This is a genomic window from Micromonospora narathiwatensis (genome assembly GCF_900089605.1).
Lineage (GTDB): Bacteria > Actinomycetota > Actinomycetes > Mycobacteriales > Micromonosporaceae > Micromonospora > Micromonospora narathiwatensis.
Genome location: NZ_LT594324.1, coordinates 587,346 through 611,279, shown reverse-complemented (window position 1 = coordinate 611,279; position 23,934 = coordinate 587,346). Strand labels below are relative to the sequence as shown.

The following is a 23,934-nucleotide window of genomic DNA, read 5'->3' as shown; positions in this document are numbered from 1 at the left end:
AACGACCGCACAGCCGCTGTTGCACCAGGCGGCCAATCAGGACGAGACGGTCCGCTCCAGGTCCCATTCCGCCTGCAACAGCCTCCCGCGTTTCCAACTTCGGAAGGTCGAGGAAGACGGTTCGCGCCAGGCAATCCGGACAACTTTTTTCTAACGGATCTATCGCCGGATGGCACAAGACAAAGGCCCAGCTCAAAGAGCTGGGCCTTTCGGTGACAGATATGTCCGAATAATCTTGGTGGGCGATTCTGGGATCGAACCAGTGACCTCTTCGGTGTGAACTCTCGGCAGGCCGGTCGGACCGGGTGTCATGCGAGGTCGTCCGGCCTGCTGGGGTCGCTTCGAGTCGGGTTCGGTGGGTGGGGTTGCTGTACTTCGCTGCTGTACCGCTGCTCGACGAGGAACCGCCCGAAGTGGGCTCGCATCCGTAGCCAGTGCTGGCGGTCGTCACAGGGGTGGAGTCGGCCGCACCGACACAGGCTCAGGGCCAACTCGGAGTGCTTGGCCAGCAGGATGTCCGCGTAGGCCACCTGCGCCTTGGCGTACTCCCAGAAGGCTGCCGAGGTGTAGAGGGCTCCCATCGGTCACCGCCCCGCCCTGGGGGTGTGGCGGTGATGCCAGAGGGCTTCGGCGACGGCGTCCACGGGGTCGATGTCCCCGGCCGCCAAGCGCTCGCGGGTGACGGCGATCCAGGGCGGCGAGGCGGGGGTGGCTTCACCGCAGGCGGTTCGCATTCCGTCCTGGGCGAGCTGGGCCAGCCGGCAGGGGTCGCGTTGGTTCGTGTGCCAGCAGCCAGCGACCACGCAGAAGCCGGCGCTGTCGGGCCGGTGGGCCTCCCAGAGGGCGCGGGCCAGTCGCCACAGCAGGCGGTGCTGGCACTCGTCGGGCGGCTCCACGGGCGGGTTCTCGACATCGAAGGACATGCGCCGACCATTTCGTCCGTCGACGGGCCGCTCCATGGCCAGCAGTCATGTCACGGTGACATCGGACGGCTCGACCAGCGCGAATGGTCGCCCTAGGCTGTCGACCTGAACACCTTGAGTAGTCGGAACGCGACGCCGGGAGCTGCCGTGCTGCTCGATCCGCTCGATCCGCTTCGAATACCGGAGGATGCGTGGTCGCACGGCGAGGTGCTGACCGCCTTGGCCGCCCGCGACACCGGCGGGCTGTTCCGTTGGATCACCCGTCTCACCGGAGCGAGTCAGAGCCGAATCGGGGCCGCCGTCGGGCTGGAACAGGGCTACGTCAGCCGGATCATGGCCGGACGCAAGGTCACCTCGATCGACGTCCTGGAGCGAATCGCCGACGGATGCCGGATGCCCGACCACGCGCGAACCGCGATGGGCCTTGCACCCCGACAGGCCGCGCCGCCGGCCGACCCCGGCCGGCTCACCCCCAGTCGGCCCAGCGAGCTGCCGGTCAACCGGACCTGGCAAGACGACGTACGCAGTGCCGCAGAGCTTTGGCGAGGTGACGTGAACCGTCGAGACGTACTCCGGCAGGTGGGCTTCAGCTCCGCCGGCTACACCCTGCCGGCGCTGCGCTGGTTCACCGCCCCCGACCCGGCCCCGGTCACCCAACCCGGACGCAGCGCCGTCGGTCAACCCGAGATTGACACCATCCGCGCGATGACCGCGACCTACCGCCGGCTGGACAACCAGTACGGCGGCGGGCACGCCCGCGACACCGTCGCCCGCTACCTCCACCAGGAGGTGACCCCGCTGCTCACCGACGGCCGGTACGACCACCCCACCGGTCAACGGCTGCTCAGCGCCGCCGCCGAACTGGCTCAACTCGCCGGATGGCAGGCGTACGACACGGCCGAACACGGCATTGCCCAGCGGTACCTCACCCTCGCCCTGGACTTCGCCCACGCCGCCGGAGACGACGGCCTCGGCGCGGAGATCCTCGCGGCGATGAGCCACCAGGCCACCTACCTCGGCCACACCGCCACCGGCCTCGACCTGGCCCGCGCCGCCGGGCAGACCGCCCGCCGCGCCGGGGTCCCCGTCCTGACCGCCGAAGCCCACGTCATGGAAGCCCACGCCCTGGCCAAAGCCAACGACGAACGGGCCTGCGCCGCCGCCCTGCACCAGGCAGAACAAGCCCTCGACCGGGCCGACCGCAGCACCGACCCGCAATGGCTCAGCTACTTCGACGAGGCATACCTGTCGGCCAAGTTCGGACACTGCTTCCACGCCCTCGGCCGCAACACCCACGCCGAACGCTTCGCCGCCCGATCCCTACGCATGGACAACCGCTACGTACGCGGCAAAGCCTTCAACCTCACGCTGCTCGCCAGCGTCCACGCCCAACAGGGAGAACCCGACCGGGCCTGCACCATCGGCGCAGAAGCCCTGACCCTGACCACCCAACTACGCTCCGCCAGAGCCGTCCGCTACCTCCGCGACCTGCAAACCCAACTCACCCCACACCGGCGACTACCCACCGTCCGGCACTTCACCGGCCGCATCGACGCCACCCTCGGCCCACAACGCTGAGCATCACAGCTCCCCCCGAGCCCTCCGCGCCACCAACTCCAGCACCGCAATCACCGTGCCAGCGCCGACGATCTCACCCCGGGACACCAGCCCGTACGCCTCGTCGAGCGGAACCCACGCCACCTGCTCCGCCTCGTTCACGTCCACGGGCGTACCGACGTGCTCAGCCTGCCGGGCCAGGAACAGCAGATTCTCAGCATCGGCAGTACCGACCCACGGTTGGAAGGACAGCAACGGCTCCACCCCCTGGGGCCGCCAACCCGTCTCCTCCTCGACCTCCCGCACCGCACACACCGCCGGCTGCTCCTCGCCATCGACGTAGCCACCGGGCAACTCCCACACCCACCGGTCGAACACGAACCGATGCCGCCGCATCAACAACAGCCGCTCCCGATCATCGAGTACGGCGACCATGGCCGACCGGGGAGCCCGGATCACGTACTGCTCGAAACGCACCCCGTCCGGCAACTCCACCTCGGCGATGCTCAACCGCGCCCGCCGGGTGTCGTCCACCACCCGCTCGCCGTGAACAGTCCACCGAGTCAACTCCGTCGCCCGCTTCTCCACCACCCCGCCAGTATCCGCGCCAAACCCCACACCACGCCGTAGGCGGCACCTCCTCGGCGCACCACCCGATGCGAGGCCCCGGACGAACACCCGACGCCGATCCCCATCGGGCGATGGGGTCTCAAACTGTCGCCCGCTGTCGGTTGGCGGCGGCCCGCGTCCACGAGCAGGCAGCGAACCTCGTCGGTTCACGTTCGGAGTCGACCTACACCGATGCTCGTACTGCCTCCTTGCTGCCTGACGCCTCGTTTACAAGTTCTGTGCACCGCGTCCGCACACGTTCGGGAGCGGCTGCGAACTCGGAGCCTCGTCCGTACCAGCGCCCCTCAGCGTGCCGCCGTCCGGCGTCGTTGCTGTCAGCGTTGCTGTCGACAGTCACTCCGCCGGTAGACCCGCCGATCCCGACTCCGCCGATGCACTCAACCGTCGTTGCTCGGATTTGCACTGTGGCGCACCTCATGGCTTACGTCGTACCGTAATTTCATGGATGTGTCGGGATCCGGCCCGGGTGAGCAACACCCTAGGCCCGGCCGCACGCCCGCCAGCTGGCGCGTCCCGGGATGGGCACAACTACCCGAACAGCCATGGTTGCTTCACCGACCTCATCCCGACCGGCCTGGCTACGTGATGTGCGGTCTGCGTCTCGATGCGTCGTGGATGCTCTGTAGCCAGCGGCCCGCCGTTGCGCGGGTGCTGTGCGGTCTGTGCAATGACGTCCGCGCCGCCGCTCTGGCATCCCAAGGAGACACTCACGCCTTGGCGAGCAGAGCTCGGGCTGGGCAGCGGGCACCGGCCCCGTCTCCCGTAGCGGGAGCCGGAAGTGACACGGTGGTCGGCAGTTTGGCGATCGCCGTGGTGGGCTCTACTTTCGCACGATCAGGGCCGGCGGCTGCACCGCCCTCATCCAGAGCGGGTCGGCCAGGTCGTTTGCGGTCTGCCTCTCGACAAATCCGCCGCGGTCTACCGCAGCCGGCCCCGGGTCGACGCCGGAGTCTGCGGCCAGTGCGGTCGTGGCGTGGGCCTCGCCCGCGCGGCACGGGGTCCGATCAAGGTTAGCGACCCAGCGGAGGTCGACCGACTCGACCGGTCCCGGATGCGGGGAACCTCAATACACACGGTGCGCGGCGGCCTCCCAACCCTGGGCCGACATCGCTGACGCCCGACACGGTCGCTGCACGGTGGTTACCGGCGAGCGGTGACCGCAGCTCGTGGCTCACTTCGTCCCGAACGCGGATGGGTCTCACCGTTGGGTGCTGTCGGCCGCCGTTCTGTGTTGCCGGCCATGGCCGGTTTGCTGTCCCGTGTCGTCTGCCGCTGGTCGTTGCCGCTGCTTTCGCTGCCTCCTGGCTGCCTCACCTCGCCCGCCTGACCCGGGCTCTACCACTGGGACCCCTTCTATACCAATAATGTCACCCCCACCTGCCAACATTGATGCATCTGACGATCAGAAGGGACAACATGGCTTCAGCGAAGCGGCAACGCCAACGCGAGCGGCGAATCCTCGGGCAACCCGCACAACCTGTCGGACCGGTCACGGTCGCCGTGCCAGAGAAGCGGGCATGCGAGCGGTGCGACGAAGGCTGCCGAACGGACAAGCCCGTCTACGGGTGGGTATGCGCCAACTGCGCCTATGAGCTTGACCGGTACGTGATGGTGCGCATGGGTCTGACCGGAGGCACAGCAGTTGGAGTGTACGAAGCCGCCAAGCGACGTGGGGAACGTCCTTCGCCCGGTCCACGTGGGCCGGGGGTCAACGTCCGCAAGCTGTAGGGGCCGGCAAGACGCCGGCGACCGTCACCCCGCTCATCCGAACGCTTGGTTCTCCTCTGCTGGTGCGGCTTGCTTCGGGATCTCCGGCTGTGGAAGGGGGGTAACGAACACCTCCAGCGGGACGCTCCACGCTTCGAATCCCTCCCGCCTGCACTTCAGCAGGAGACGGACCGGCTTCCCTTCGTAGTCGCGTCGCCAGGAAGCCTCGGTTCCGCTCCTGTTCCATGGCGGCGGGTTCTGGCGGTCCATGGCGAACTTCATTCCCTCGCCCATGGGCAGCTGGAAGGGCGCCACCGTCCGACCATTCTCCGAGCCCCCATCAATGCCGTGCCTAAACCTGTAGGGTCCCCACACGTGGTTGGCGACCTGCTCCGCATCGGGGCCTCCTGCGAGCGGTGACGCACCCCGGGCGTGGTAGTCGTCGCGGATAGAGAGTTGGATCTCGTCCAGACGGTCAAGCCGTAGTGGACCGAGCAGCTCAACATGCATCAGTGCGTACAGATCACTCTGAGCCTGGATGGAGACCTCGAACTGGGGGATCATGTCGGCCCAGTCGCGTCGAGCTTCGATTCTTGTCATCGCCGCCGCCGACTCGGCGGCCCCTCGGGTTGCCAGGTAGGCCAGGTAGGCCACGACAAGCGCTGAAAGCCCGGCGACGGCGGTGGCGACGGTACCGATAGCGCTCCAAAGCGCGGCTGTGTCCACAGGCTAGGACCGTACAGCCCTGCCACTATGGCAGGCTGTACGCCACGAGCTCACCAACGGGAGTCTCGTAGCCGAGATTCCGGCGTACAGGTCGACTCGTCCGTCGCCCACCAGGCCAGTCGCTGATGCACGGCGTCTGGCCTGCCACTTCTTCGGGTGTTGTGGGTCGTCGTCGGTCATCTTTGGTTGGCGTTTGACGGCCCAGAGACGGCCCAGAGACGGCCCAGTGTGGACTGAGGCAACTACCCTCATACAGACGGCGTCAGTGACCTGCAATGGAGACGGGCTTGTCGACCTTCGACGTGGAAGTGATATCGGATCCCATTGGGTTGCTACCCAACAAGGGGTTTAAGTACGATAGCCCGGTTTACCGGACTTCACCCGATTACGGCACACAAATTATCAAACCTGCGCTGCTGTTCGCTGACAAGGTACGGCTCGTAAGCTCTCGTACCAGTGTCCATCACTTCAGTGGCGTTCGGGCCGCCTACGTAGCCCGCAATCCGTGGGCACAGTTCACTTTGTTCCTGAGAATGTCTGCCAGTAGGCATCAGGCAGAACTGGAGCGACTTCGGTTTAGCGAAGACGACTTAGCCCCCTCCGCTGAGGCTGGAGCGATTTTGAAGACATTGAGTTCATGCCAAACGCAAGAGGCGCTAGACGACGCATTCATGCGTATAGCAAAACCGATGTGGGACAAATACGAGAATCAGGTGGCCTCCCTGGTGGAAGCTCATCTTCTCGTATGGCAGGAGCGGCATGATGCCCTTATCGCGCCCGAGATTCGCCAAGCAATCGATCGCGGTGTGGTAAGCCTCCAAGGGTGGGCAAACAGGGTTGATCCCGAAGTTCAGACTTTCGTGCCGAGCGATGATTTCCTTAAAGAAAGTCTCGATGGGATGTTGGAGCGGCTCCGCGATCCAAGCCGCGTCGCGCTCCTGGATCCAACCATCTCAAAGTTGTCCCCTCGCCAGCGCCGCACCTCTCAAGGGCCTCCTCCGACCTTCTTTGCCAACACGCTTCTGTCAAGGATGGTTGGCCTTCAAGATTTGCCCATCATTGAGATTCTCGACCTGCGGGAGGATCTCAAGACGCATCTGCCGCATTTTCGCAGCGAAATGATACGGCTTTCCGAAGAAGTCGCCTCCATTGAGTCAAGTGATGAGGTTGCCGACCTCGTCGAACGCCGCTGGCATCGCGATATATTGCCTTCGTTGGAGGAGATACGCAGGGAGGTCGCCGCCGCGCGATACCCAAGACGATTGTTGGATGCCGTAACCTCGGATCCGGCAGCCATGGCCGCCGGTGCTGGTGCCCTAACCCTTGCGGCCGGGGGGCTAGCTTACAACCTCAGCGCTCTGCTACCTGCCGTGGCTGGAGCCGCTTTGCCTTTGCTGAAGGCAAGAGCAGATCGAAATCAGCGACTCGACCAAGCGAAAAACAACCGGCTCTTCTTTTTGTACGCAGTTCAGGAAAGGTTTTCCGCCCGTTGAATTCCGGCATGCGCGTTGCCATCCCGATGCTCCTATGGATGTCAACCCGGCGACTCCTTGACCAGAAGGCAACCAACACGGCCCGCTGACCTTGGACGGCAGGAGCTTCTAGCAGCGTCAATCGTCCACCGATGTCCGTAGGCGTTCCATCATCGATCGCACCCGTCGTCACCCAATTAGTCACCCGGGCTGGTTATCACTCAATCCAGGCAGGTTCACGGACGTCTGACTTGATGGTCAGCCAGCTAGCCCCGACATCACTGCCAGTTTGGGGATTCTCCGAATACGGCGTCAGCCCAACCGGCTCCTCTGGACGGAAACGAAGCCGGAGGCTCAGTGCCCTCGTAGAACCACAGATCGGGCGGCGCTTTCCGAGATCCGATTCCTAGAACCCAGCCGGAAATAGTACGCCGGTAGGCGTACCATGCTTTTCCGTCCTTGCGGACCTTCATCACGATCCCATGGTTATCCGGCAAACCCTGCTGCTGGAAGTCTCCAATCATCGTAAGAATTTCTGGGCGGTAGCGCTTTCCGCGGTTGTTATGCCAGCCCGTTTGGCATGTGGCGACCCAGCGTAGAGCTTCCTTGGTTTCTTTGAACTCTCGCTGGTCGAGCTGCCGCCCTTCCTCATCAACGCCCTGCACACCAGCAAAGGCCGCAAGGCGTTCCAAGCGAGCTTTCTCTTGGGCAGCCCGTTCCGCTCTATCAGCCCTAAAAGCATCCACAGCTTGCATTCCCCCCCTCAGGGAACGCGCTTGTCCAGCCTGTCGAGCATGGCGACCTCGAAAGGAGTGGATGTCCAAAAGCCGCGCCCGGAGCGCCAGGACGACACCTAGCCGAGCTGCGAGGGACACACGCTCTTGCCCCGCCACGATCTTCATAATCGAGAATGCCTGCCCATACTCGGCGACGAGTGCTAGCGCAAAGACGAAAGGAAACGCGCCAAGCGTGAGCCAGAGCGGCATTAGCAGCTTGCGTAACTCCTGTTCAGAATCCAGTTCGGGCAGGCCTTGCACTAACGAGTAGATCACGTAGATCATCAGGCTAAGCGCGATCAGCGATAGTGCTCTCTCGGCAAACCTGCCCATTCGTTCGCGATTCTTATAAGACGCAATCACACGCATGGCAGCAAGGATAATTAGCGCGGGTTGCAGCAGCAGCTCACCGACCAGGTTAAGCGACTTGAAATCCAGGAAAGCCTGGAGAAATGCTCCAAGCGCAACCGCATCCACAGCCCTCTTGCGGAAGAAGCCTTCTTCCGCGCCAGCCTTGGCGGCTGCCAACACAAGCAGGACAGATCCGGACGCACAGGTCCAGAAAATGGATTCTCCAATTAGCTTCGGATTCCAAGCTCCTACACGGTGAGCAAGCCCGTGAAGTCCGACGAGCCACACGGCGTAGAGCAGAAAGGGCAGCCACACCCTTACACGAAAGAAAGCCTTGGCAACATCTTGGAGTAATGCGCGAGTAGGGCGGTTTGTGAGGGCCCAAGCGAGGATGGCAACCAGGATTAGGAGGATTGCCAACTGGCGGTTATCGAAGATCATCTGTTATTGGACCGACCTAGCCAGGTGGGGGATTTGACAGCTGTGCCTCTACGGCGTCCAGCCAGTGTGTCCCACACGTGCAACTCGGCGCGCCTACTGGAGCACACCACTCGACCTATGGCGTCAAGCTCACCTTGACGCACGTACGGACGCTGCCGGAACAGACTGAGTCGGCTCTCGTGTCGCGGACCGCGCGCCCGGCGGACACCGCCACAGTGGCGCAGTTGACCCAACCTCGACCGGCGCGGACCCGGCTCCCGGGGTCGGAGCTGGCCACCGGCGGCCACCCCTCCCCCTCCCAGGTGAGCTGTTGACCTGACCCTGAGCGGCTGTAGAGCCGGCTCCTGGACGACCGGCCTGCCGTCGCGCGGCCACCGCCCCCATGCTTGGGGCTTGCCGCGCGGACCCGGCGCGCCCCTTCCCTGCGCCGCGCTGCTGAGGCGCGGCGCGGCCGGCTGCCGGCGACGAACCTTCACCACTCTGCCCGCTATCCCGTCTGCGGCGGCCCCGGGCTTCCCGCTCCCCGCGCCAGCCGCCGGGCGTCAGGCGTGACGGCCGCAGAGCGACAGCGGCAGCGGCCGGCGCGCGCCCAGGCGGCGGCGCGTGCGGCCCGTCAAGGGCCGCCTTGATCGATGTAAGGAAAGTTCTCCCACTCGGCTGGCAGCCGGCTGGACCTCGCACGACAACGGGGGCCGGGTCGCCCTGGCCACCCCACCGCCCCGCTACCGCCCCTGGAAGGATGACTGCATGGACCGCTTCGAGGGCCGGTGCTGGCTGGACTGGTGGGCGAACTCATCTACGCTGCTCGGCAGCGTCGAGGTGGCCGTCGTGATTGCCGCCGTCACCGGCGGCTGGGAAGCCGACGGTCGCCTGGTCAGCGACAGCGACGAGGACCGCGAGGCGTTTGCATTCCTGTGCGAACTCGACCCCGTCTTCATGCTGCGATTCGAAGACGAGAGCGCTGTCGCCGTCACCGTGCATCCCACCGACGGGCATCGCCGCTTCAGCCTCACCGAGTACACCGGCCCGGCCCTGCGATCGGTCGACAATCGCATCGCGCTGTAGGCAGCGCCGAGCCAATCCTGTGATCGATCAGCTCGACAGCAGTTTCACGGCGGGTTGACCTGTCGGTACCCGGTGCTACTCTGGCCCTCGTCGAGCACGCCAGCGCGGCCTTCCTGCCAGATCGCTGGACTCGACGTCGGAGATGCCGAGCGGCCTTCCTGCCGCTGATGCGGGCCACGTCCCGCCAGCTCTCGACCGCACCGGCCACTGCGCCGGTTCCCCGAATCTGCTGAGTGCCCAGCACGGCCTTTCCTGCCGTCCACGATGGCCCGGATTCGCACACCTCACGGGTGGGGTCAGCCTGCGGCAACCCGCCGGATGCCGACATTCCAGGCTCCCCACCCGTGCCGGCCTCACTCATCGGCTCAACGAGCGCGAAAGGACATGACCCATCGGCGGGAAGTGGCACGACCACGAATCCGCCCTCCGGCGTCAGCCGCCCTCTCGGCGGTGCCAGGAGACACGACGAACACCACCAGCGGACAGACGTCCACGGCTGGTGGTGCTTCGTCTCCCGTCCCTGCCACCCCATGAGGAGAGAGTCGTGTCCACCCCGCTCACCCTGTCCCGTCCCGGTCTCGTCGCCGGTCGTGACGCCCAAGCCCTGTATCGCGCCACCGCGCCGGAGTTCTCCGGCTGGTTGGAGCACACCCGCCCTGCTGGCGGCTGCGCCCGCCCGATCCGCCTCACCGGCACCATCGCCGCTGTCGACCGCGACAGCGGCCGGGTCCTGAGCGAGCAGCACACCGGCGAGCTGCCCGACCGGACGCTCTACAAAGCGTGCGGCAACCGCCGCGAAGCGCAGTGCCGAGACTGCGCCTGGGTCTACCAGGGCGACGCCTTCCAGGTCGTCCGCTGCGGTCTGACCGGCGGCAAGGGCGTTCCCGCCTCGGTCGGCCGGCACCCGGTCGTCTTCGCCACCTTCACCGCCCCATCCTTCGGCGCGGTCCACCACCGCCACGTCGCACGCCACACCTGCCGCAGCCGGCAGCGCTGCGACTGCCGCCCGGCCCCCTGCCATGCACGCCGCGAGGCTGGCACCTGCCGGCACGGGCAGCCCGCGGTGTGCTTCGCCCGGCACGACGCCGACGATCCGCGGCTCGGGCAGCCGTTGTGCCTGGACTGCTACGACCACGACCACCAGGTCGTCTGGAACTACTTCTCCGGCGAGCTGTGGCGGCGCACCAAACAGGCCATCGAACGGCACCTCGCCGCCCTCTGCCGCAAGCGCGGCATCCCGCTCGCCCGCATCGTCACCGCTTCCGGCAAGGTTCGCTGGGTGCCGCCCGTGCGGGTGTCGCACGGCAAGGTCGCCGAGATGCAGCGCCGGGCCGCCGTGCACTTCCACTGCCTGCTACGCCTCGACGGCGTCGACCCCGACGACCCGGACGCCCTCGTGCCGCCGCCGGCCGCCATCACCGTCGACAACCTGGAGGAAGCCGTCCACGCCGCTGCCTCCCAGATCACCGTCACCACACCCCCGCACCCCGACCGACCGCAAGGCTGGCTGGTCGCCTGGGGCGAGCAGGTCGACGTCCGCCGCATCAACAGCGCCGGCGGCGAACTGACCGACGACAAGGTCGCCGCCTACCTCGCCAAGTACGCCACCAAGGCGACCGAAGCCACCGGCCACTGCTCCACCCGACTCACCCCCGCCACGATCGACAACTACGCCGACCCGGAAGGCAACCACCTCGCCCGCCTCATCGACGCCTGCTGGCACCTCGGACGACCCACCGGCACCGATACGACCAGCGGCGCCGCAACAGCCGACGACCGTCAAGACAGCCTTGACACCAAACCGCGCCCCTACGCCGGGCTGCGCCGCTGGGCGCACATGCTCGGCTTCGGCGGCCACTTCCTCACCAAGGCCCGCCGCTACTCCGTCACCTTCGGCCAGCTGCGCGACACCCGGGCCATCTACCGCCGCACCGAAGACGACAACACTGCCGACACCATCACCATCGGCACCCTCACCTACGCCGGCGCCGGCTGGCTCACCGAGGGCGACGCACTCCTGGCCAACACCGCCGCCGCCCAACGTCGCCGAGCCACACGCCTCGGTCGAGAAGAACTCGCCCACGAAGCGTGGCTCGTCGGGGCCGCCGCATGAGCAGACGCCTCACCCCGCGCTGGTATTCACCCGCCGAGGTCGCCGTCCTGCTCGGCTTCGGCATCTCCAAGGTCAAGATGAAGATCGCCACCGGCGAGCTGCGCTCCATCAAGGACGGCAAGTACCGCCGCATTCTCCCCGAGTGGGTCGACGACTACATCCGCGAACAGGTCAAACGCCAGGAGGCCGCCTGGTGCCTGGACGCGCCCGAGCCAACGGCGAAGGCTCCATCTTCCCGTACCGCAACGGCTTCGCCGCCTACGTCTGGGTTACCAAGCCCGACGGCCGGCGCACCCGCAAGTACGTCTACGGCAAGACACGTGAAGCGGTGCACGATAAGTGGATCAAGTTGCACCAGCAGGCGAAGCAGGGACCCGTGGCGACCAGCGTCCCCACGGTCGGCAGCTTCCTCACCTACTGGCTCGCCGAGATCATCCAGCCGAACCGGGCACCCCTCACCTACGCCACCTACGAGACGTTCGTCCGCCGCTACATCGCCCCCGGTCTCGGGGCCAAGCGGCTCGACCGGCTCCAGTCACGCGACGTGCAGACCTGGATCAACCAGGTGGCTCGCACCTGCCAGTGCTGCGCCCAGGGCAAGGACGCCGCCCGCCCGAAGCTCAAGTGGCGCTGCTGCGCGGTCGGCCGCTGCTGCCAGGCCGTCCCGTCGACCCGCACGGTCAGCGACATCCGGGCCGCGCTGCGGGCCGCCCTCGCCCACGCCCAGGCCGAAGACCTCATCGCCAAGAACCCGGCCGTGCCGGTCACCCTCGCCACCGTCCGCCGCCGCCGTGGCAAGTCATGGTCGAGTGACGAGGCCCGAAAGTTCCTCGAATCCGCCCGCGCCGACGAGGACCCCCTCTACGCCGCCTACGCACTGGTCCTCGTCACCGGCCTACGCAAGGGCGAAGCCCTCGGCCTCACCTGGTCAGACGTCGACCTCGACGCCGGAGAGCTGACCGTCGGCCGTCAACTGCAGCGCGTACGCGGGCAGCTCCTGCACCGCGACACCAAGACCCAGGCGTCCGACGCCACCCTGCCCCTGCCCGACATCTGCCTGACCGCGCTCAAACTCAGGCAAGAACAACGCGACGAGGCACGAGCAGCCGCCGGCAAGGCGTGGCATGAAAACGGCCTCCTATTCACCACCCGCTATGGCACACCGATCGAGCCGCGCAACTTCCAGCGCTCCTGGCAGACCCGGTGCGAGAGAGCCAAGGTCACGCCGATCACCGTTCACGACGCGCGGCGAACCTGCGCCACCCTGCTGGCCGACCTCGACGTCCACCCGAGAGTCGCCATGCAGGTCCTCCGGCACGCCCGGTTCGCCGTGACGATGGAGATCTACACCCAGGTATCGACGAAGGCGACCAGAGATGCCCTCAGACGCCTCGGTGACTCACTCGGCCACTGACGGAACTGCTGTACAAAGCTGCTGTACCACAGCAGAAAGGCCACCTCCCGAGCCCGGGAAGTGGCCTTTGACCTGCGTGGGCGATACTGGGATCGAACCAGTGACCTCTTCGGTGTGAACGAAGCGCTCTCCCGCTGAGCTAATCGCCCTCAGCGCCGATGACTCTACCTGATCGAGAACCCAGACCAAAAATCCGGGGTCGGCGGGTCGTCAGTTGGTCGCGAGGTAGTGCAGCAGCCGTGCCACCACGTCGATGCCGAGGCTGTACTTGAGCGACAGCCACACCACCACGGCCACGAACACCAGCCCGACCACGCCCAACAGAAAGCGCACCGGGAGTGACTGCCGGAGCACCCAGCGCGTCCAGGCGTGCACGTTCCGTCGGGTGAAGGTGAGCAGCCGGCGGGCCCAGATGAACTCGAGGGCCCAGATGCCGAGCCCGGCGATCACAATCAGCCAGCCGGGTCCGGGCAGCGGGATGAGTGCGATACCGATGGTGACCACGATGGCGCCGACGAGGGCAATGAAGATCTTGAGGGTGATCCGGCCGGTGGGGTTGGCCCGGATCAGGTCGAGGGTGGTGTGCAAGCGGCCCCGCCAGCGGCCTCGGGGCGGTGGCTCGACGGCGACGCCGGAGGCTTCCCGGTGGCCGTCGCCGGCGCCCCGTTCACCGCGCTCCACAGACACCTCGTACCCCCGCCTTTCGGCTGTTCGGGCCGCTCCTTTCGGCGGGTCGGCCGTGGCCCTCGCCTCCACTGAGGAACCCCTCGTGACCATTTCCACCCCCAGTGTCGCCCCGGACCGTCACCCCCGTTGAGGACTGGACGTTACCGGAGTAAGTCGACGACTGAACCACCCGTTGCCGGGCGGGACCACGGAACTGGGCAGAACAGGGAATCCTACAAGAATTTTCACATTCTCGGAGGCGTTTCCCACCCCCTTCCCACCACTGGGTGAAGTCAGCGTATGGCGGAGCGTAGCCAGGAGTAGCACCTGAGTATGGGAAAAGCGGGACACGCGCGTTCCGCAGCGGTGCCGGGGGGAGAACGTCCATGAGTGTCATTCGACCGACGACCGTAGAGGTCGAGACGTCGCTAAGGCTCGTCGCGCCTGACGCCACCGCATTGCCGGTGCGTGCCAGCTTGCGTTACGACCCTGCTGACCCGTATGCGGTCCATGTCCTGTTCCATGCCGAATCGGCTGGCGGTGAGGCGGTGAGCTGGTCGTTCGCCCGCGAACTGCTGGTCACCGGGCTCGACGAGCCGGCCGGCATCGGCGACGTCCGGGTGTGGCCGTGGGCCACGCCACGCGGCGACTTCGTCGCGCTCGCGCTGTCGTCCCCGGACGGCAACGCCCTCTTCGAGGTCCCGCGCAGCGTCCTCGTGCGCTTCCTGCGCCGGACCTACGTCGTCGTCCCGCGCGGCCGGGAGGCCGAGCACCTGGACGTCGACACGGCGGTGAACCGGCTGCTCGCCGGCCGCTGACGACGCACACCGGGGCCGCGCGGATCTGCCGAGTCCGCGCGGCTCCGGCAACTCACGGACCGGGGTACGCCCGACTCAGCCGTGCGTGGTGATGCCGCCGTCGACGGGGATGACCGCCCCGGTCAGGTACGCCCCGGCCCGGGACGACAGGTAGATCGCCGTGCCCGCCATGTCCTCGGGACGGCCGATCCGGCCCAGCGGCACCTGCCGCTCGATCGCCGCCCGGGACGCCGGGTCGTCCAGGGCGAAGGCCATCATCTTGCTCTCGAACGGCCCGGGCGCGATCGCGTTGACCGTGATCTGCTCGCCGGCGAGCTGGTGGGCGAGGCTGCGGGTGAGCATGTGCACGGCTGCCTTGGTCGCCGAGTACGCGTACACCTCCATCCACGGCACGCGGAGGCCGTCGATCGACCCGATGTTGATGACGCGGGCCGGGTCGTCGGCGCTGGCCGCCGCGCGCAGCGCCGGCAGCAGCGCGGTGGTGAGCCGGAAGACGGCCTTGACGTTGACCGCCCAGAGCTTGTCGAAAGCGCTCTCCGGGTACGCCTCCAGCGGCGCGCCCCAGGTGGCACCGGCGTTGTTGACCAGCACGTCGAGCCGGTCGGTGCGCTCGCGGACGGCGGCGGCCAGCCCCAGCGCGCCCACGTCGCCGCTCAGGTCGGCGGGGATCGCCTCGCAGTGCCCCTCGACGGACAGCTCCTTGGCCACCCGCTCGCAGACGTCGGCCTTGCGCGAGGAGATGATGACCTTCGCGCCGGCTTGCACGAAGCCCCGGGCGATCATGAGCCCGATCCCTCGCGAGCCGCCGGTGACCAGGACCGTCTTGCCTTCGACCGAGAACAGATCCGTCATGCCCATCCCATCGCGAGTCGGCCGGGCCGCGGGCCGGTCCGGCGCGACCCCGGCACTACCGATCGGTAACCTAACCGGCCGGCCTCCCCGGCGACAAGACCCGTCCTTGATGCCCGAATCCGTCGAAGTGCAACATCCGCCGCCGACCGTTAACGTCGGAACGATGGTCAACACCGGTCAGCTTCCCCCGGCCACCCGCACCGACCTGCCCACTCTCGGCTACGACCCCGACGACATCACCACCGGTGCGCTCGGTGACCTCGCGCCCGGGCCCGGCTGGTCCCGCCCGGTCCTCCTCGACGCGGACCTGCTGATCCTGGTCACGAGCGGTCACGGCAGCGCCGAGCTGGACTTCCGGGCGCTGCCCTGCCGGCCCGGCGCGCTGCTGCGGGCCCGCCCCGGCCAGGTGCTGCGCTGCCTCGGTGCGCAGCTCGACGCGACGGTGGTGCGCTGGGGCGCCGGGACGCTGAGCGGCCTCGACGTGGACCCGGACGCGGTGCCCCCGTACCGGCAGCTCGCCGGGGAGGACGAGGACGCGGTGATCAGCGAGGTGACCCAGCTGACCGTGGACGCGGACCGCCACGCGGGGGTGCCCGCCGCGGCAGCGCTGCTGCGCCACCAGCTCGCCGTGCTGCTGCTGCGGCTGACCATGCTTCCCGCCGCGTCGGGGCGCGCGCCGCGCCCGGAGACGGAGGCCTTCCAGCGGCTGCGCCGGGAGGTGGAGCGGGGCTATCAGCACACCCGCCGGGTGGAGGACTACGCCGCCCGGATCGGCTGCTCGGTGCGTACGCTGACCCGCGCCTGCCTGGCGGTGACCGGGCGCAGCGCCAAGCAGGTGATCGACGACCGGGTCGCGTTGCAGGCCCGCCGGCTGCTCGCCGCCACCGACGAGCCGATCGCCCGGATCGGCCGACGGCTCGGCTTCCCCGAGCCGACCAACTTCGGCCGCTTCTTCACCCGCGAGGTCGGAATGAGTCCGGGGGCGTTCCGGGCCGCCCGCGAGCACCCGTTGACCGTCGGTATGGTGCGCCCCCGCCCGCCCGCCGACTCCCCCGCCCGGCCCGGCCCGGCATGATGGCAGGGTGCAGATCTCCGCGCGCGGCGACTACGCGGTCCGGGCCGCCCTGAGCCTGGCCACCGCGTACCCCACCCTGCTGTCCACCCAGGCCATCGCGGCGGAGCAGGACATGCCCCGCAAGTTTCTGGAGGCGGTGCTGGCCGACCTGCGCCGGGCCGGGATCGTCCGGGCCCAGCGCGGCGCCGAGGGCGGCTACGCCCTGGCCCGGCCGCCGCGTGAGGTGACCATCGGGCAGATCCTGCGCGCCGTCGACGGCCCGCTGGCCGGGGTACGCGGGCTACGCCCCGAGGAGACCCGATACGAGGGCGCGGCGGAGAACCTGCCCCGGCTCTGGGTGGCGGTCCGCGCCGCCGTGCGGCAGGTGGTCGACGAGGTGAGCCTGGCTGAGATGGTCAGCGGGAAGCTTCCCGGCCACGTACGCCGGCTGATCGCCCGCCCCGACGCCTGGGAACCCCGCTGACCGGGGTCGGCGTCAGCGGGCCCTGACCGCCAGGTCGGCGCCGAGCGCCAGGGGCTCCCCGAGGACCACGGTGTGGTCGCCGGCCTCGGTCCGGCGCACCACCCGGCAGAGCAGGACGGCGCGGGCGTCGCCGATCAGCGGCACGCCGAACGGGCCCGGGACCCAGTCGAGTCGGGCGGCGCCGTCGAGGATGAAGAGGTCCACCGTCGCCGGGTGCCCGGTGGCGAGCGGGTGCCCGGTGGCGAGCAGGTGCACGGCCAGGTGCTCGGCGCGGGCCAGGGGCGGACAGTTCGCCGGCTGCCGCGCGAGGCGGAACGACACCAGCGGTGGATCATCGGATTCGGCGGTGAGGTCGGTGGCGGCGCCGCCGGCCGGCGGCAGCGAGGGCAGGCGCCGGCCGAAGGCGAGGCCGGGCGCGGTGACCACGGTGACCGTGGGCTCCTGCCGGCCCAGCAGGCCACGGAACGAGTCCCGGTCGACGGGGCGCAGCTCGACGGAGCCGGTCACGGGCCGGTCCACGGTGGTCACGCCGTCACCCGCTCGCGGCCGGCGCGCCTCGTGCGCGAGGGTGCGGATGCCCAGCCGACGCGCGTGGCGGCTCGCCGGGCCGACCGGCCACGGCCGGGCAGGAGCCGGCTGTGCCGGCGGCGCGGCGGCAGCGCGTGGTCCACGACGGCCTCCAGTTCGTCGGCGAGGGCGGGGCTGACTCCTCCGTACCCCGGGACGACGCGGGGCGATAGCGATCTCATGCTGCCGGGCACTCTCCGAGGCGGTCAACGGCCTTCCATCTAGTGAGATAAAGGTCGCCTACCCAGCAATGGTCCCCACTTACCAGCGTGCAGTGATCCAGAACCCCTACCTGTTGAGTAGGAACTCTGCCCGGGTGGTGGCGGTGCCGTCCAGAGCGGATCCGAGCGGGTTTCCCGAATCGCCAATTCGGGCATGTTCGGGGCCGCGACGCCGGGAGTCGACGAGAGGAGTCCGCGATGGGTATCCAGTTCCGCAAGCGGCAGAGGTTCGGCCCGCTGATCCTGAACTTCACCGAGCACGGTTTCTCCTCCTGGAGCATCAAAATCGGTCGGTGGTCCTGGAACTCCCGTACCCGCGCCCACCGGGTGGACCTGCCGGGGCCGCTCTCCTGGAAGCAGGACAAGTCCCGGGCGTGACGTCCCGGGGTCCGGCGGGGTGCCGATGGTTCACCGGCACCCCGCCCCGCGTCCGCGCGACCTCGCGGTCTCCCGGGGTGGCTTCGCTGTTCCCGCCGATCCGGCCCGCGTCGGGGCGGAGAATCGCCGCATGGCCGACGGGACGTACCGGCGGGAGCGCCGGCGGGCACTGGTGGCGTGCCTGCTGCTGCTGGGGGCGTACTTCCTGGTGCCGCTGGCGTACGACCCGAACGCCGTTCGCCTCGTCCTGCGCACGATCGGCACCGTGGTCGTGGTGGTGACCGTCGCCGTCGCGATCACCCGGCAGGTACGCGATCAGCTCGCACCCGCCGCGCCGAGCGGCGAGGCGGCGACCCGTTCGCTGATCCGCCTCGCGGTCGCGCTGGTCGCCGGGGTGCTCGCCTTCGCCCTCGGCGACTACGTCATCGCCACCAACCGGGCCGGCGAGTTCGTCGGGTTGCAGACCCGGGTGGACGCCCTCTATTTCGCGCTCAGCACGATCACCACCGTCGGGTACGGCGACGTGCACGCGCAGGGGCAGATCGCCCGGGTGGTGGTGTGCGGGCAGATGCTGTTCAGCATCGGCGTGATCGCGACCGGCGCGTCCATCGTGGTCAGGCAGTTGGCCCAGCAGTCCCGCCCGGGACGGCGTTGATCACCACGTCCCCGCCGAGCCGGCCGTGCTCGGGCTCCCGGCTCACCGCGCCCGCGGCGAGCAGCGAGGTCAGCGCCCGGTTGGCGTCGGCGGCCCGGTACACCGTCGAGGTGACCGCGAAGCGACGCAGCTCGGTCACCGTACGGGGGCCGGAGCGGGCGAGTTCGGCGAGCAGTTCGCGGCGCAGCGGGCCGGGCTCTGGGGCGAGGGTGATGTCCACCGGGCGGCCGGCCGGGTCGGCCGGGTCCCGGTAGCGGACCCCGGCGTACTCGTCGAGGGCCCAGAGCGCGTCCTTGACCGCCTCCAACGCCCGGTCGGAGCCGGTGGCGTAGCCGAGCAGCCGCGCCGGCGCGTCGGCGGGGACCAGTTCCACCTCGGTGGCCAGCGGGAACCCGGCCGAGGACAGCAGCGGACGCAGCGCCCGGCCGGGCTCGGTGACCAGGAGCAGCTCGGCCGGGCGGCCGGACGCGGCGGCGGCCAGCAGGGCCGGCCCGGGGTGACCGCCGTCGACCACGGTCAGCAGCGGGGCGCCCGCCGCGCCGGCGGCCTTGAGCGCCACCGGCAGCCGGTCCGGGTCGCCGGGCACCACGTGCACGGCGACCTCCGCCGGCAGGGTCGCCTCGACCGTGCCGAGCCGGACCGGCAGCTCCGCGCCGCCGGGGGCGAGCACCAGCACGGTCAGCCGCCGCCCGCGCAGCCGGTCGGCGAACTCGGCCACCACCCGCAGCGCGGCCTCCGCGCCGGTGGTGTCGCGCCCGGCGTACGCGAGGGCGAGGGTGGCCCGCCGGGACCGGTGCAGCGCTGCCGGCAACCAGTGGTCGAGCTGCCGGACGAGCAGTTCGCGGAGGAGGGTGTCGGTCGACATCCTGCCGTTCTACCGCACCGGTGTTCAGGCCGGGACGGAGATCCCCACCCCGCCGCGGGTCTGGCCGCCGTAGCGCTGCCGCTCCCGGTCGAGGTCGAGCCGGCCGATCCGCTTGCGGGCGGCGAGCGCGTCGGCGTCGAGCAGGTCGGCCGGGACGAGCCAGACGATCTCGAACTCCAGGCCGTCCGGGTCCTGCCCGTAGAGGCTCTTGGTGGTGCCGTGGTCGGAGGCCCCGACCAGGGCACCGGCGGCGGCCAGCCGCTCGGCGGTGGCGGCCAGCTCGTCCAGGGTGTCCAGCTCCCAGGCGAGGTGGTAGAGGCCGACGGTGGCCCGGCCGGCCGGCGACGGGCCGGCGGCGGCGCCGATCTCGAACAGGCCGAGGTCGTGGTCGTTGGTGGAGTCGGGCGCCTGGAGGAAGGCGGCGCCACGGAAGCCGTCCGGTGTCATCGGGATCGGGCGGAAGCCGAGCACGTCCCGGTAGAAGGCGACGCTGCGGTCGAGATCGCGGACGTAGAGGACGGCGTGGTTGAGACGGTGGATTCCCATGACTCCGACGGTAGCGCGATTTGGTTGAGCGTTCAACAAGTCGCCGTATGATGGACGCCATGACTAGGTGGCTGGACCCCGACGAGCAGCGAACCTGGCGCGCGTTCCTCACCGCCTCCCGGGCGCTGATGGACGCCCTCGACCGCGAGCTGCAACGCGACGCGGGGATGCCGCACGCGTACTACGAGATCCTGGTCCGGCTCTCCGAGGCCCCGGACCGACGGCTGCGGATGAGCGAACTCGCCGACGCCACCGGCTCCTCCCGCAGCCGGCTCTCGCACGCCGCCGCCCGGCTGGAGGCCGAGGGCTGGATCCGCCGCGAGGAGTGCCCGACCGACCGGCGGGGGCAGATCGCCACCCTCACCGACGCCGGCTACGCCACCCTGGCCGCCGCCGCGCCGGGCCACGTCGAGGGGGTACGCCGGCACCTGTTCGACGCGCTGAGCCCCGCGCAGGTGGACCAGCTCCGCCGGATCAGCGAGACCCTGGCCGACCACCTGACCGGATCCCGACCAAACTGATCCACATCGGGGCTTGTACTTACCGTCGCCGGCCGAGCACGATGGGGCGTGACCTCCGGCTTCGGTGAACTGACTGTCCAGGCGCACCACCTGGTGGCCGAGGGTGACCTCGCCGGAGCCCAGCGACTGCTCGCCGACGCGCTGACCGACGCCGATCCACGTCCCGCCAACGCCTCTCCCGAGCTGGCCGAGGCCGCCGGGCTCCAGGCCCGGGTGCTGGTCGCCCTCGGCGAGCCGCACACCGCCCGCGGCTGGGCCGCCTTCGCGTACGCGGCGGCCACCCGGCTGCACGGCCGCTCCGACGAGCGTACGGTGACCGCCGCCGCCACCCTGGCCGCGGTGCTGCACCGGGTCGGCAGCGACGCCCGGGCCGCCCGGCTCTACTCCGAGGTCATCATCGAGCTGACCGCCCGCGACGGCCCGGAGGCGCAGCGGGTGCTGGCCGCCCACGCCGACCTGGCCACCGTGGAGTACGCCCGCGGCCAGTGCGAGGTCGCCCGCGACCGGTTGCAGGACACCTGGGAGCTGCACCGCGAGGTGTACGGCGACGGCCACCCGAGCGGCATCAAGATGCTGGCCAAGCTCGGCGCGATGGAACGCGACTGCGGCCGGTACGCCGAGTCCCACGAGCACCTGACGCTCGCCGAGGAGCTGTGCGGGCTGCACCTGCCCGCCGACGACCCGCTCGCCGCGCAGGTGGCCGGGCTGGCCCGGGCCGCCGCCGATCCGGACCACGTCTGCGCCGGCCCGGAGCCGCCGGCCCGGGAGACGCCGGTCGTGCCCGCCGCCCGGGTCCCCCCGGCCGCCGAGGGCCCGCCCGAGCCGACCCTGCCCGAACCGCCGCTCTACCACCCGCCCGACCGCGCCGAGGGCGGACACCCCAGCGTGCCGAACCCCCGGACCCCGCCCGAGGCCGACGACCCGTTCGACGACTACCCGTGGCCGCCGGACGAGCCGGTCGACGAGCCCTGGCGCCCCGAGGAGAGCGCGCTGCCCCCCGCCGTGGTCGGATTGACCGAGGACGAGCCGGAGGGCGTACGCCGGGTGCCGCACGTCGCCGAGCCCGAGGCGCCGTCGCGCTACCTGCCGGTGCACGTGCCCCGGCCGCCGGCGCCCGAGCGGCGGGCCACCCCGTGGCTGCCGCTGGTGGTCGCCGGGGTGATCGTGGCGCTGCTGCTCGGCACCGTCGCGGTGATCGCCGGGGTGTCCCGGGTGGACCGCCCGCACGAGACCCCGGATCCCGGTACGCCGGCCGGCACCACCGGTACGCCGACCGGCGGCACCTCCGCCCGCACCGGCACGCCGAACGCCGCGCCCGCCGCCTCCCCCGGCACTCCGCCGGGGCGGGTCCGGCTGACCGACCGGCGGGACAGCATCGTGCTGAACTGGACGTATCCGACCGGCGCGGAGGGGCCGGTGGTGGTCGCCGGCGGCCGCTCGGGGCAGGAGCAGCACACCTTCCTCCAGTTGCCGGCCGGCACCGACAGCTACACCGCCTACGGGCTGGGCCGCAGCACCGACTACTGCTTCACGGTCGCGGTGGTCTGGTCCACCGACACGGTGGCCCGGGCCGCTCCGGTCTGCACCCGCCGGAGCTGACCCGCCCGCTGAAAATTGTCGCCACCAGTTGTTGCCCTGCCGCAAAATCTATACATCGACGTTCATCACGGTATACCGTACGGCCACCCAACCCCCATCCGGGTCCTCCGTAAAGGAGCTACGGTGCGCCTTCGGTTTCCCTCGCGTCGATCCCACCGCCTGGTCGGCGCCACGCTGACGCTGGCCCTCTGCCTCTCCGCCCAGTCCGCGCTCGGTGCCGGCCCCGCCCTCGCCGCACCCGCCGGCCCGGCGGCCAACCCGCTGAGCGCCGCCTTCGACACCGCCGCTGCGCGATACGGCGTGCCACGTGACCTGCTCGTCGCGCTCGGCTACGCCGAGACCCGGCTGGACGGGCACGGCGGCACCCCGAGCGCGTCGGGCGGCTACGGCCCGATGCACCTCACCAGCAACCCGGCCGTACACACCCTCGACGAGGCGGCCACCCTGACCGGGCTCGACCGCGCGGCACTGCGCACCGACCCGGCCGCGAACATCACCGGAGCCGCCGCCGTGCTGCGGTCGTACGCCGACCGGGCGGGCCTGACCGCCGCCGACCGCGGGGACGTCGGCCGGTGGTACGGCGCGGTCGTCCGGTACGGCGGCGCGACCAGCCCGTCGGTCGCCCGGCTCTACGCGGACACCGTCTACGGGCTGCTCGCCACCGGATTCACCGCCACCCGGGGCGGCCCGGTGACGGTCACCGGCCGGCCGACCGCGCCGCAGCGCGGCCAACTGGCCCGGGTGCCGGCACTCGGCACGGGCGACGTCGGCACCATGAGCACCGACTACGGGCCGGCCGCCTGGGCACCCGCGTACTCCGGCAACTACACGGTGGCCAACCGCCCCACCGACTACCGGATCAACTACGTGGTCATCCACGTCACCCAGGGCTCCTACGCCGGCTCGGTCAGCTGGTTCCAGAACCCGTCGGCCAAGGTGAGCGCGCACTACACGTTCCGCTCCTCGGACGGGGCGGTCACCCAGTCGGTCCGGGAGAAGGACATCGCCTGGCACGCCGGCAACTGGACGTACAACACCCAGGCCATCGGGATCGAGCACGAGGGTTACGTCGACGACCCGAGCTGGTTCACCGACGCCATGTACCGGGCGTCCGCGGCGCTGACCCGCAACCTCGCCAACAAGTACGGCATCCCGAAGGACCGGGCGCACATCATCGGCCACATCGAGGTGCCGGGGGCGACGCACACCGATCCCGGCCCGTACTGGAACTGGACGTACTACATGCAGCTGGTCAACGGCGTGACCGGCATCGGCAGCGGCACCGTGAACACCGGTGGCGGGACCCTCAACGTCCGCTCCGGCCCCGGGACCGGCTACGCCGTCGTCGGCTCCGTCGCGCACGGCGCGACCGTGAGCATCTACTGCCAGACCACCGGCACCAGCGTCACCGGCACCTACGGCACCAGCAACATCTGGAACCGGATCGGCACCAACCAGTACGTCGCCGACGCGTACGTGCTGACCGGATACAGCGGCTTCATCCCGAACGTGCCCCGCTGCTGACCCGGGCGC

General features: G+C 69.6%; 22 protein-coding genes, 1 tRNA gene and 1 pseudogene. 14 read left to right on the top strand and 10 right to left on the bottom strand.

The genetic code is table 11. The annotated features are described in order from the left end of the window. Positions 1 to 584: 584 nt before the first annotated feature. A complete protein-coding gene (locus tag GA0070621_RS02715; RefSeq protein ID WP_091191311.1) occupies positions 585 to 923 on the bottom strand; it encodes a hypothetical protein in 339 nt (112 codons plus the stop codon). Positions 924 to 1,073: 150 nt separating this feature from the next. Between GA0070621_RS02715 and GA0070621_RS02710 the strand changes: the two genes are divergently transcribed. Next, the gene (locus GA0070621_RS02710) at positions 1,074 to 2,501 is read left to right on the top strand and encodes a helix-turn-helix domain-containing protein (protein WP_091201912.1); all 1,428 of its coding nucleotides are present in this window, start codon (positions 1,074 to 1,076) and stop codon (positions 2,499 to 2,501) included. A gap of 3 nt (positions 2,502 to 2,504) precedes the next feature. On the opposite strand, the gene GA0070621_RS02705 is transcribed toward GA0070621_RS02710, so the two are convergent. Next, entirely contained in the window at positions 2,505 to 3,071 is a 567-nt protein-coding gene (locus GA0070621_RS02705) for an NUDIX hydrolase (protein WP_091201910.1), read from the bottom strand. Between the two features lie 1,800 nt (positions 3,072 to 4,871). Continuing rightward, positions 4,872 to 5,543: a hypothetical protein gene (locus GA0070621_RS02700; protein ID WP_091191309.1), complete on the bottom strand. Its 672-nt coding sequence runs from the start codon at positions 5,541 to 5,543 to the stop codon at positions 4,872 to 4,874. Positions 5,544 to 5,830: 287 nt separating this feature from the next. Here GA0070621_RS02700 and GA0070621_RS29325 point away from each other — a divergent pair, with 287 nt between their 5' ends. Further along, the gene (locus tag GA0070621_RS29325; protein ID WP_157739806.1) at positions 5,831 to 7,036 is read left to right on the top strand and encodes a hypothetical protein; all 1,206 of its coding nucleotides are present in this window, start codon (positions 5,831 to 5,833) and stop codon (positions 7,034 to 7,036) included. Positions 7,037 to 7,293: 257 nt separating this feature from the next. Here GA0070621_RS29325 and GA0070621_RS29320 read toward each other — a convergent pair whose 3' ends face one another. Then, positions 7,294 to 8,583 carry a hypothetical protein gene (locus GA0070621_RS29320; RefSeq protein ID WP_157739805.1) on the bottom strand — a complete coding sequence of 430 codons (1,290 nt, stop codon included), beginning with the start codon at positions 8,581 to 8,583 and terminating at the stop codon, positions 7,294 to 7,296. Between the two features lie 747 nt (positions 8,584 to 9,330). On the opposite strand from GA0070621_RS29320, the gene GA0070621_RS02695 reads away from it, so the two are divergent. The 4 genes and pseudogenes from GA0070621_RS02695 (at position 9,331) to GA0070621_RS02680 (ending at position 13,175) form a co-directional block, all read left to right on the top strand. Beyond that, complete coding sequence (locus GA0070621_RS02695; RefSeq protein ID WP_091191307.1) at positions 9,331 to 9,648, top strand: hypothetical protein; 318 nt, start codon at positions 9,331 to 9,333, stop codon at positions 9,646 to 9,648. A 544-nt stretch (positions 9,649 to 10,192) separates the two neighbouring features. Then, positions 10,193 to 11,761: a replication initiator gene (locus GA0070621_RS02690; protein WP_091191305.1), complete on the top strand. Its 1,569-nt coding sequence runs from the start codon at positions 10,193 to 10,195 to the stop codon at positions 11,759 to 11,761. Continuing rightward, a pseudogene (locus tag GA0070621_RS30640) lies at positions 11,758 to 11,952 on the top strand (excisionase family DNA-binding protein); the annotation flags it as partial. The gene GA0070621_RS02690 and the pseudogene GA0070621_RS30640, both read left to right, overlap by 4 nt. Before the next feature lie 2 nt (positions 11,953 to 11,954). Beyond that, entirely contained in the window at positions 11,955 to 13,175 is a 1,221-nt protein-coding gene (locus tag GA0070621_RS02680; protein WP_091191303.1) for a tyrosine-type recombinase/integrase, read from the top strand. A gap of 77 nt (positions 13,176 to 13,252) precedes the next feature. Here GA0070621_RS02680 and GA0070621_RS02675 read toward each other — a convergent pair. Together GA0070621_RS02675 and GA0070621_RS02670 are read right to left on the bottom strand one after the other, a co-directional pair. Then, positions 13,253 to 13,324 (bottom strand) — tRNA-Val (locus GA0070621_RS02675). Between the two features lie 61 nt (positions 13,325 to 13,385). Further along, positions 13,386 to 13,862: a TIGR02611 family protein gene (locus GA0070621_RS02670; RefSeq protein ID WP_167666525.1), complete on the bottom strand. Its 477-nt coding sequence runs from the start codon at positions 13,860 to 13,862 to the stop codon at positions 13,386 to 13,388. A 365-nt stretch (positions 13,863 to 14,227) separates the two neighbouring features. Between GA0070621_RS02670 and GA0070621_RS02665 the strand changes: the two genes are divergently transcribed. Then, positions 14,228 to 14,659, top strand: a complete 432-nt coding sequence (locus tag GA0070621_RS02665) for an SsgA family sporulation/cell division regulator (RefSeq protein ID WP_007457244.1) — start codon at positions 14,228 to 14,230, stop codon at positions 14,657 to 14,659. 75 nt (positions 14,660 to 14,734) lie between these two features. Here GA0070621_RS02665 and GA0070621_RS02660 read toward each other — a convergent pair whose 3' ends face one another. Next, positions 14,735 to 15,511, bottom strand: a complete 777-nt coding sequence (locus GA0070621_RS02660) for an SDR family oxidoreductase (RefSeq protein WP_091201908.1) — start codon at positions 15,509 to 15,511, stop codon at positions 14,735 to 14,737. Positions 15,512 to 15,674: 163 nt separating this feature from the next. On the opposite strand from GA0070621_RS02660, the gene GA0070621_RS02655 reads away from it, so the two are divergent. After that, positions 15,675 to 16,586 carry a helix-turn-helix transcriptional regulator gene (locus tag GA0070621_RS02655; protein WP_091191298.1) on the top strand — a complete coding sequence of 304 codons (912 nt, stop codon included), beginning with the start codon at positions 15,675 to 15,677 and terminating at the stop codon, positions 16,584 to 16,586. Positions 16,587 to 16,593: 7 nt separating this feature from the next. Next, complete coding sequence (locus GA0070621_RS02650) at positions 16,594 to 17,049, top strand: RrF2 family transcriptional regulator (protein ID WP_091191296.1); 456 nt, start codon at positions 16,594 to 16,596, stop codon at positions 17,047 to 17,049. 12 nt (positions 17,050 to 17,061) lie between these two features. Here GA0070621_RS02650 and GA0070621_RS02645 read toward each other — a convergent pair whose 3' ends face one another. Then, positions 17,062 to 17,577 (bottom strand): flavin reductase family protein, encoded by a 516-nt coding sequence (locus tag GA0070621_RS02645; protein ID WP_091191294.1) that lies wholly within the window; start codon positions 17,575 to 17,577, stop codon positions 17,062 to 17,064. A 458-nt stretch (positions 17,578 to 18,035) separates the two neighbouring features. Here GA0070621_RS02645 and GA0070621_RS02640 point away from each other — a divergent pair, with 458 nt between their 5' ends. Then, positions 18,036 to 18,215 carry a DUF4236 domain-containing protein gene (locus GA0070621_RS02640; RefSeq protein WP_091191293.1) on the top strand — a complete coding sequence of 60 codons (180 nt, stop codon included), beginning with the start codon at positions 18,036 to 18,038 and terminating at the stop codon, positions 18,213 to 18,215. Positions 18,216 to 18,345: 130 nt separating this feature from the next. Next, entirely contained in the window at positions 18,346 to 18,870 is a 525-nt protein-coding gene (locus GA0070621_RS02635) for a potassium channel family protein (protein WP_091191291.1), read from the top strand. Here GA0070621_RS02635 and GA0070621_RS02630 read toward each other — a convergent pair. Together GA0070621_RS02630 and GA0070621_RS02625 are read right to left on the bottom strand one after the other, a co-directional pair. Then, positions 18,830 to 19,735 carry a hypothetical protein gene (locus tag GA0070621_RS02630; RefSeq protein ID WP_091191289.1) on the bottom strand — a complete coding sequence of 302 codons (906 nt, stop codon included), beginning with the start codon at positions 19,733 to 19,735 and terminating at the stop codon, positions 18,830 to 18,832. The genes GA0070621_RS02635 and GA0070621_RS02630 overlap by 41 nt on opposite strands. 24 nt (positions 19,736 to 19,759) lie before the next feature. Then, positions 19,760 to 20,281 (bottom strand): VOC family protein, encoded by a 522-nt coding sequence (locus tag GA0070621_RS02625; RefSeq protein ID WP_091191288.1) that lies wholly within the window; start codon positions 20,279 to 20,281, stop codon positions 19,760 to 19,762. Positions 20,282 to 20,331: 50 nt separating this feature from the next. On the opposite strand from GA0070621_RS02625, the gene GA0070621_RS02620 reads away from it, so the two are divergent. The 3 genes from GA0070621_RS02620 (at position 20,332) to GA0070621_RS30635 (ending at position 23,925) form a co-directional block, all read left to right on the top strand. After that, complete coding sequence (locus GA0070621_RS02620) at positions 20,332 to 20,802, top strand: MarR family winged helix-turn-helix transcriptional regulator (protein ID WP_091201905.1); 471 nt, start codon at positions 20,332 to 20,334, stop codon at positions 20,800 to 20,802. A 48-nt stretch (positions 20,803 to 20,850) separates the two neighbouring features. After that, the gene (locus tag GA0070621_RS02615) at positions 20,851 to 22,401 is read left to right on the top strand and encodes a tetratricopeptide repeat protein (RefSeq protein WP_091191286.1); all 1,551 of its coding nucleotides are present in this window, start codon (positions 20,851 to 20,853) and stop codon (positions 22,399 to 22,401) included. A 123-nt stretch (positions 22,402 to 22,524) separates the two neighbouring features. Next, on the top strand, positions 22,525 to 23,925 hold the full coding sequence (locus GA0070621_RS30635; RefSeq protein ID WP_091191284.1) for an N-acetylmuramoyl-L-alanine amidase: 1,401 nt from the start codon (positions 22,525 to 22,527) through the stop codon (positions 23,923 to 23,925). Positions 23,926 to 23,934: the final 9 nt, after the last annotated feature.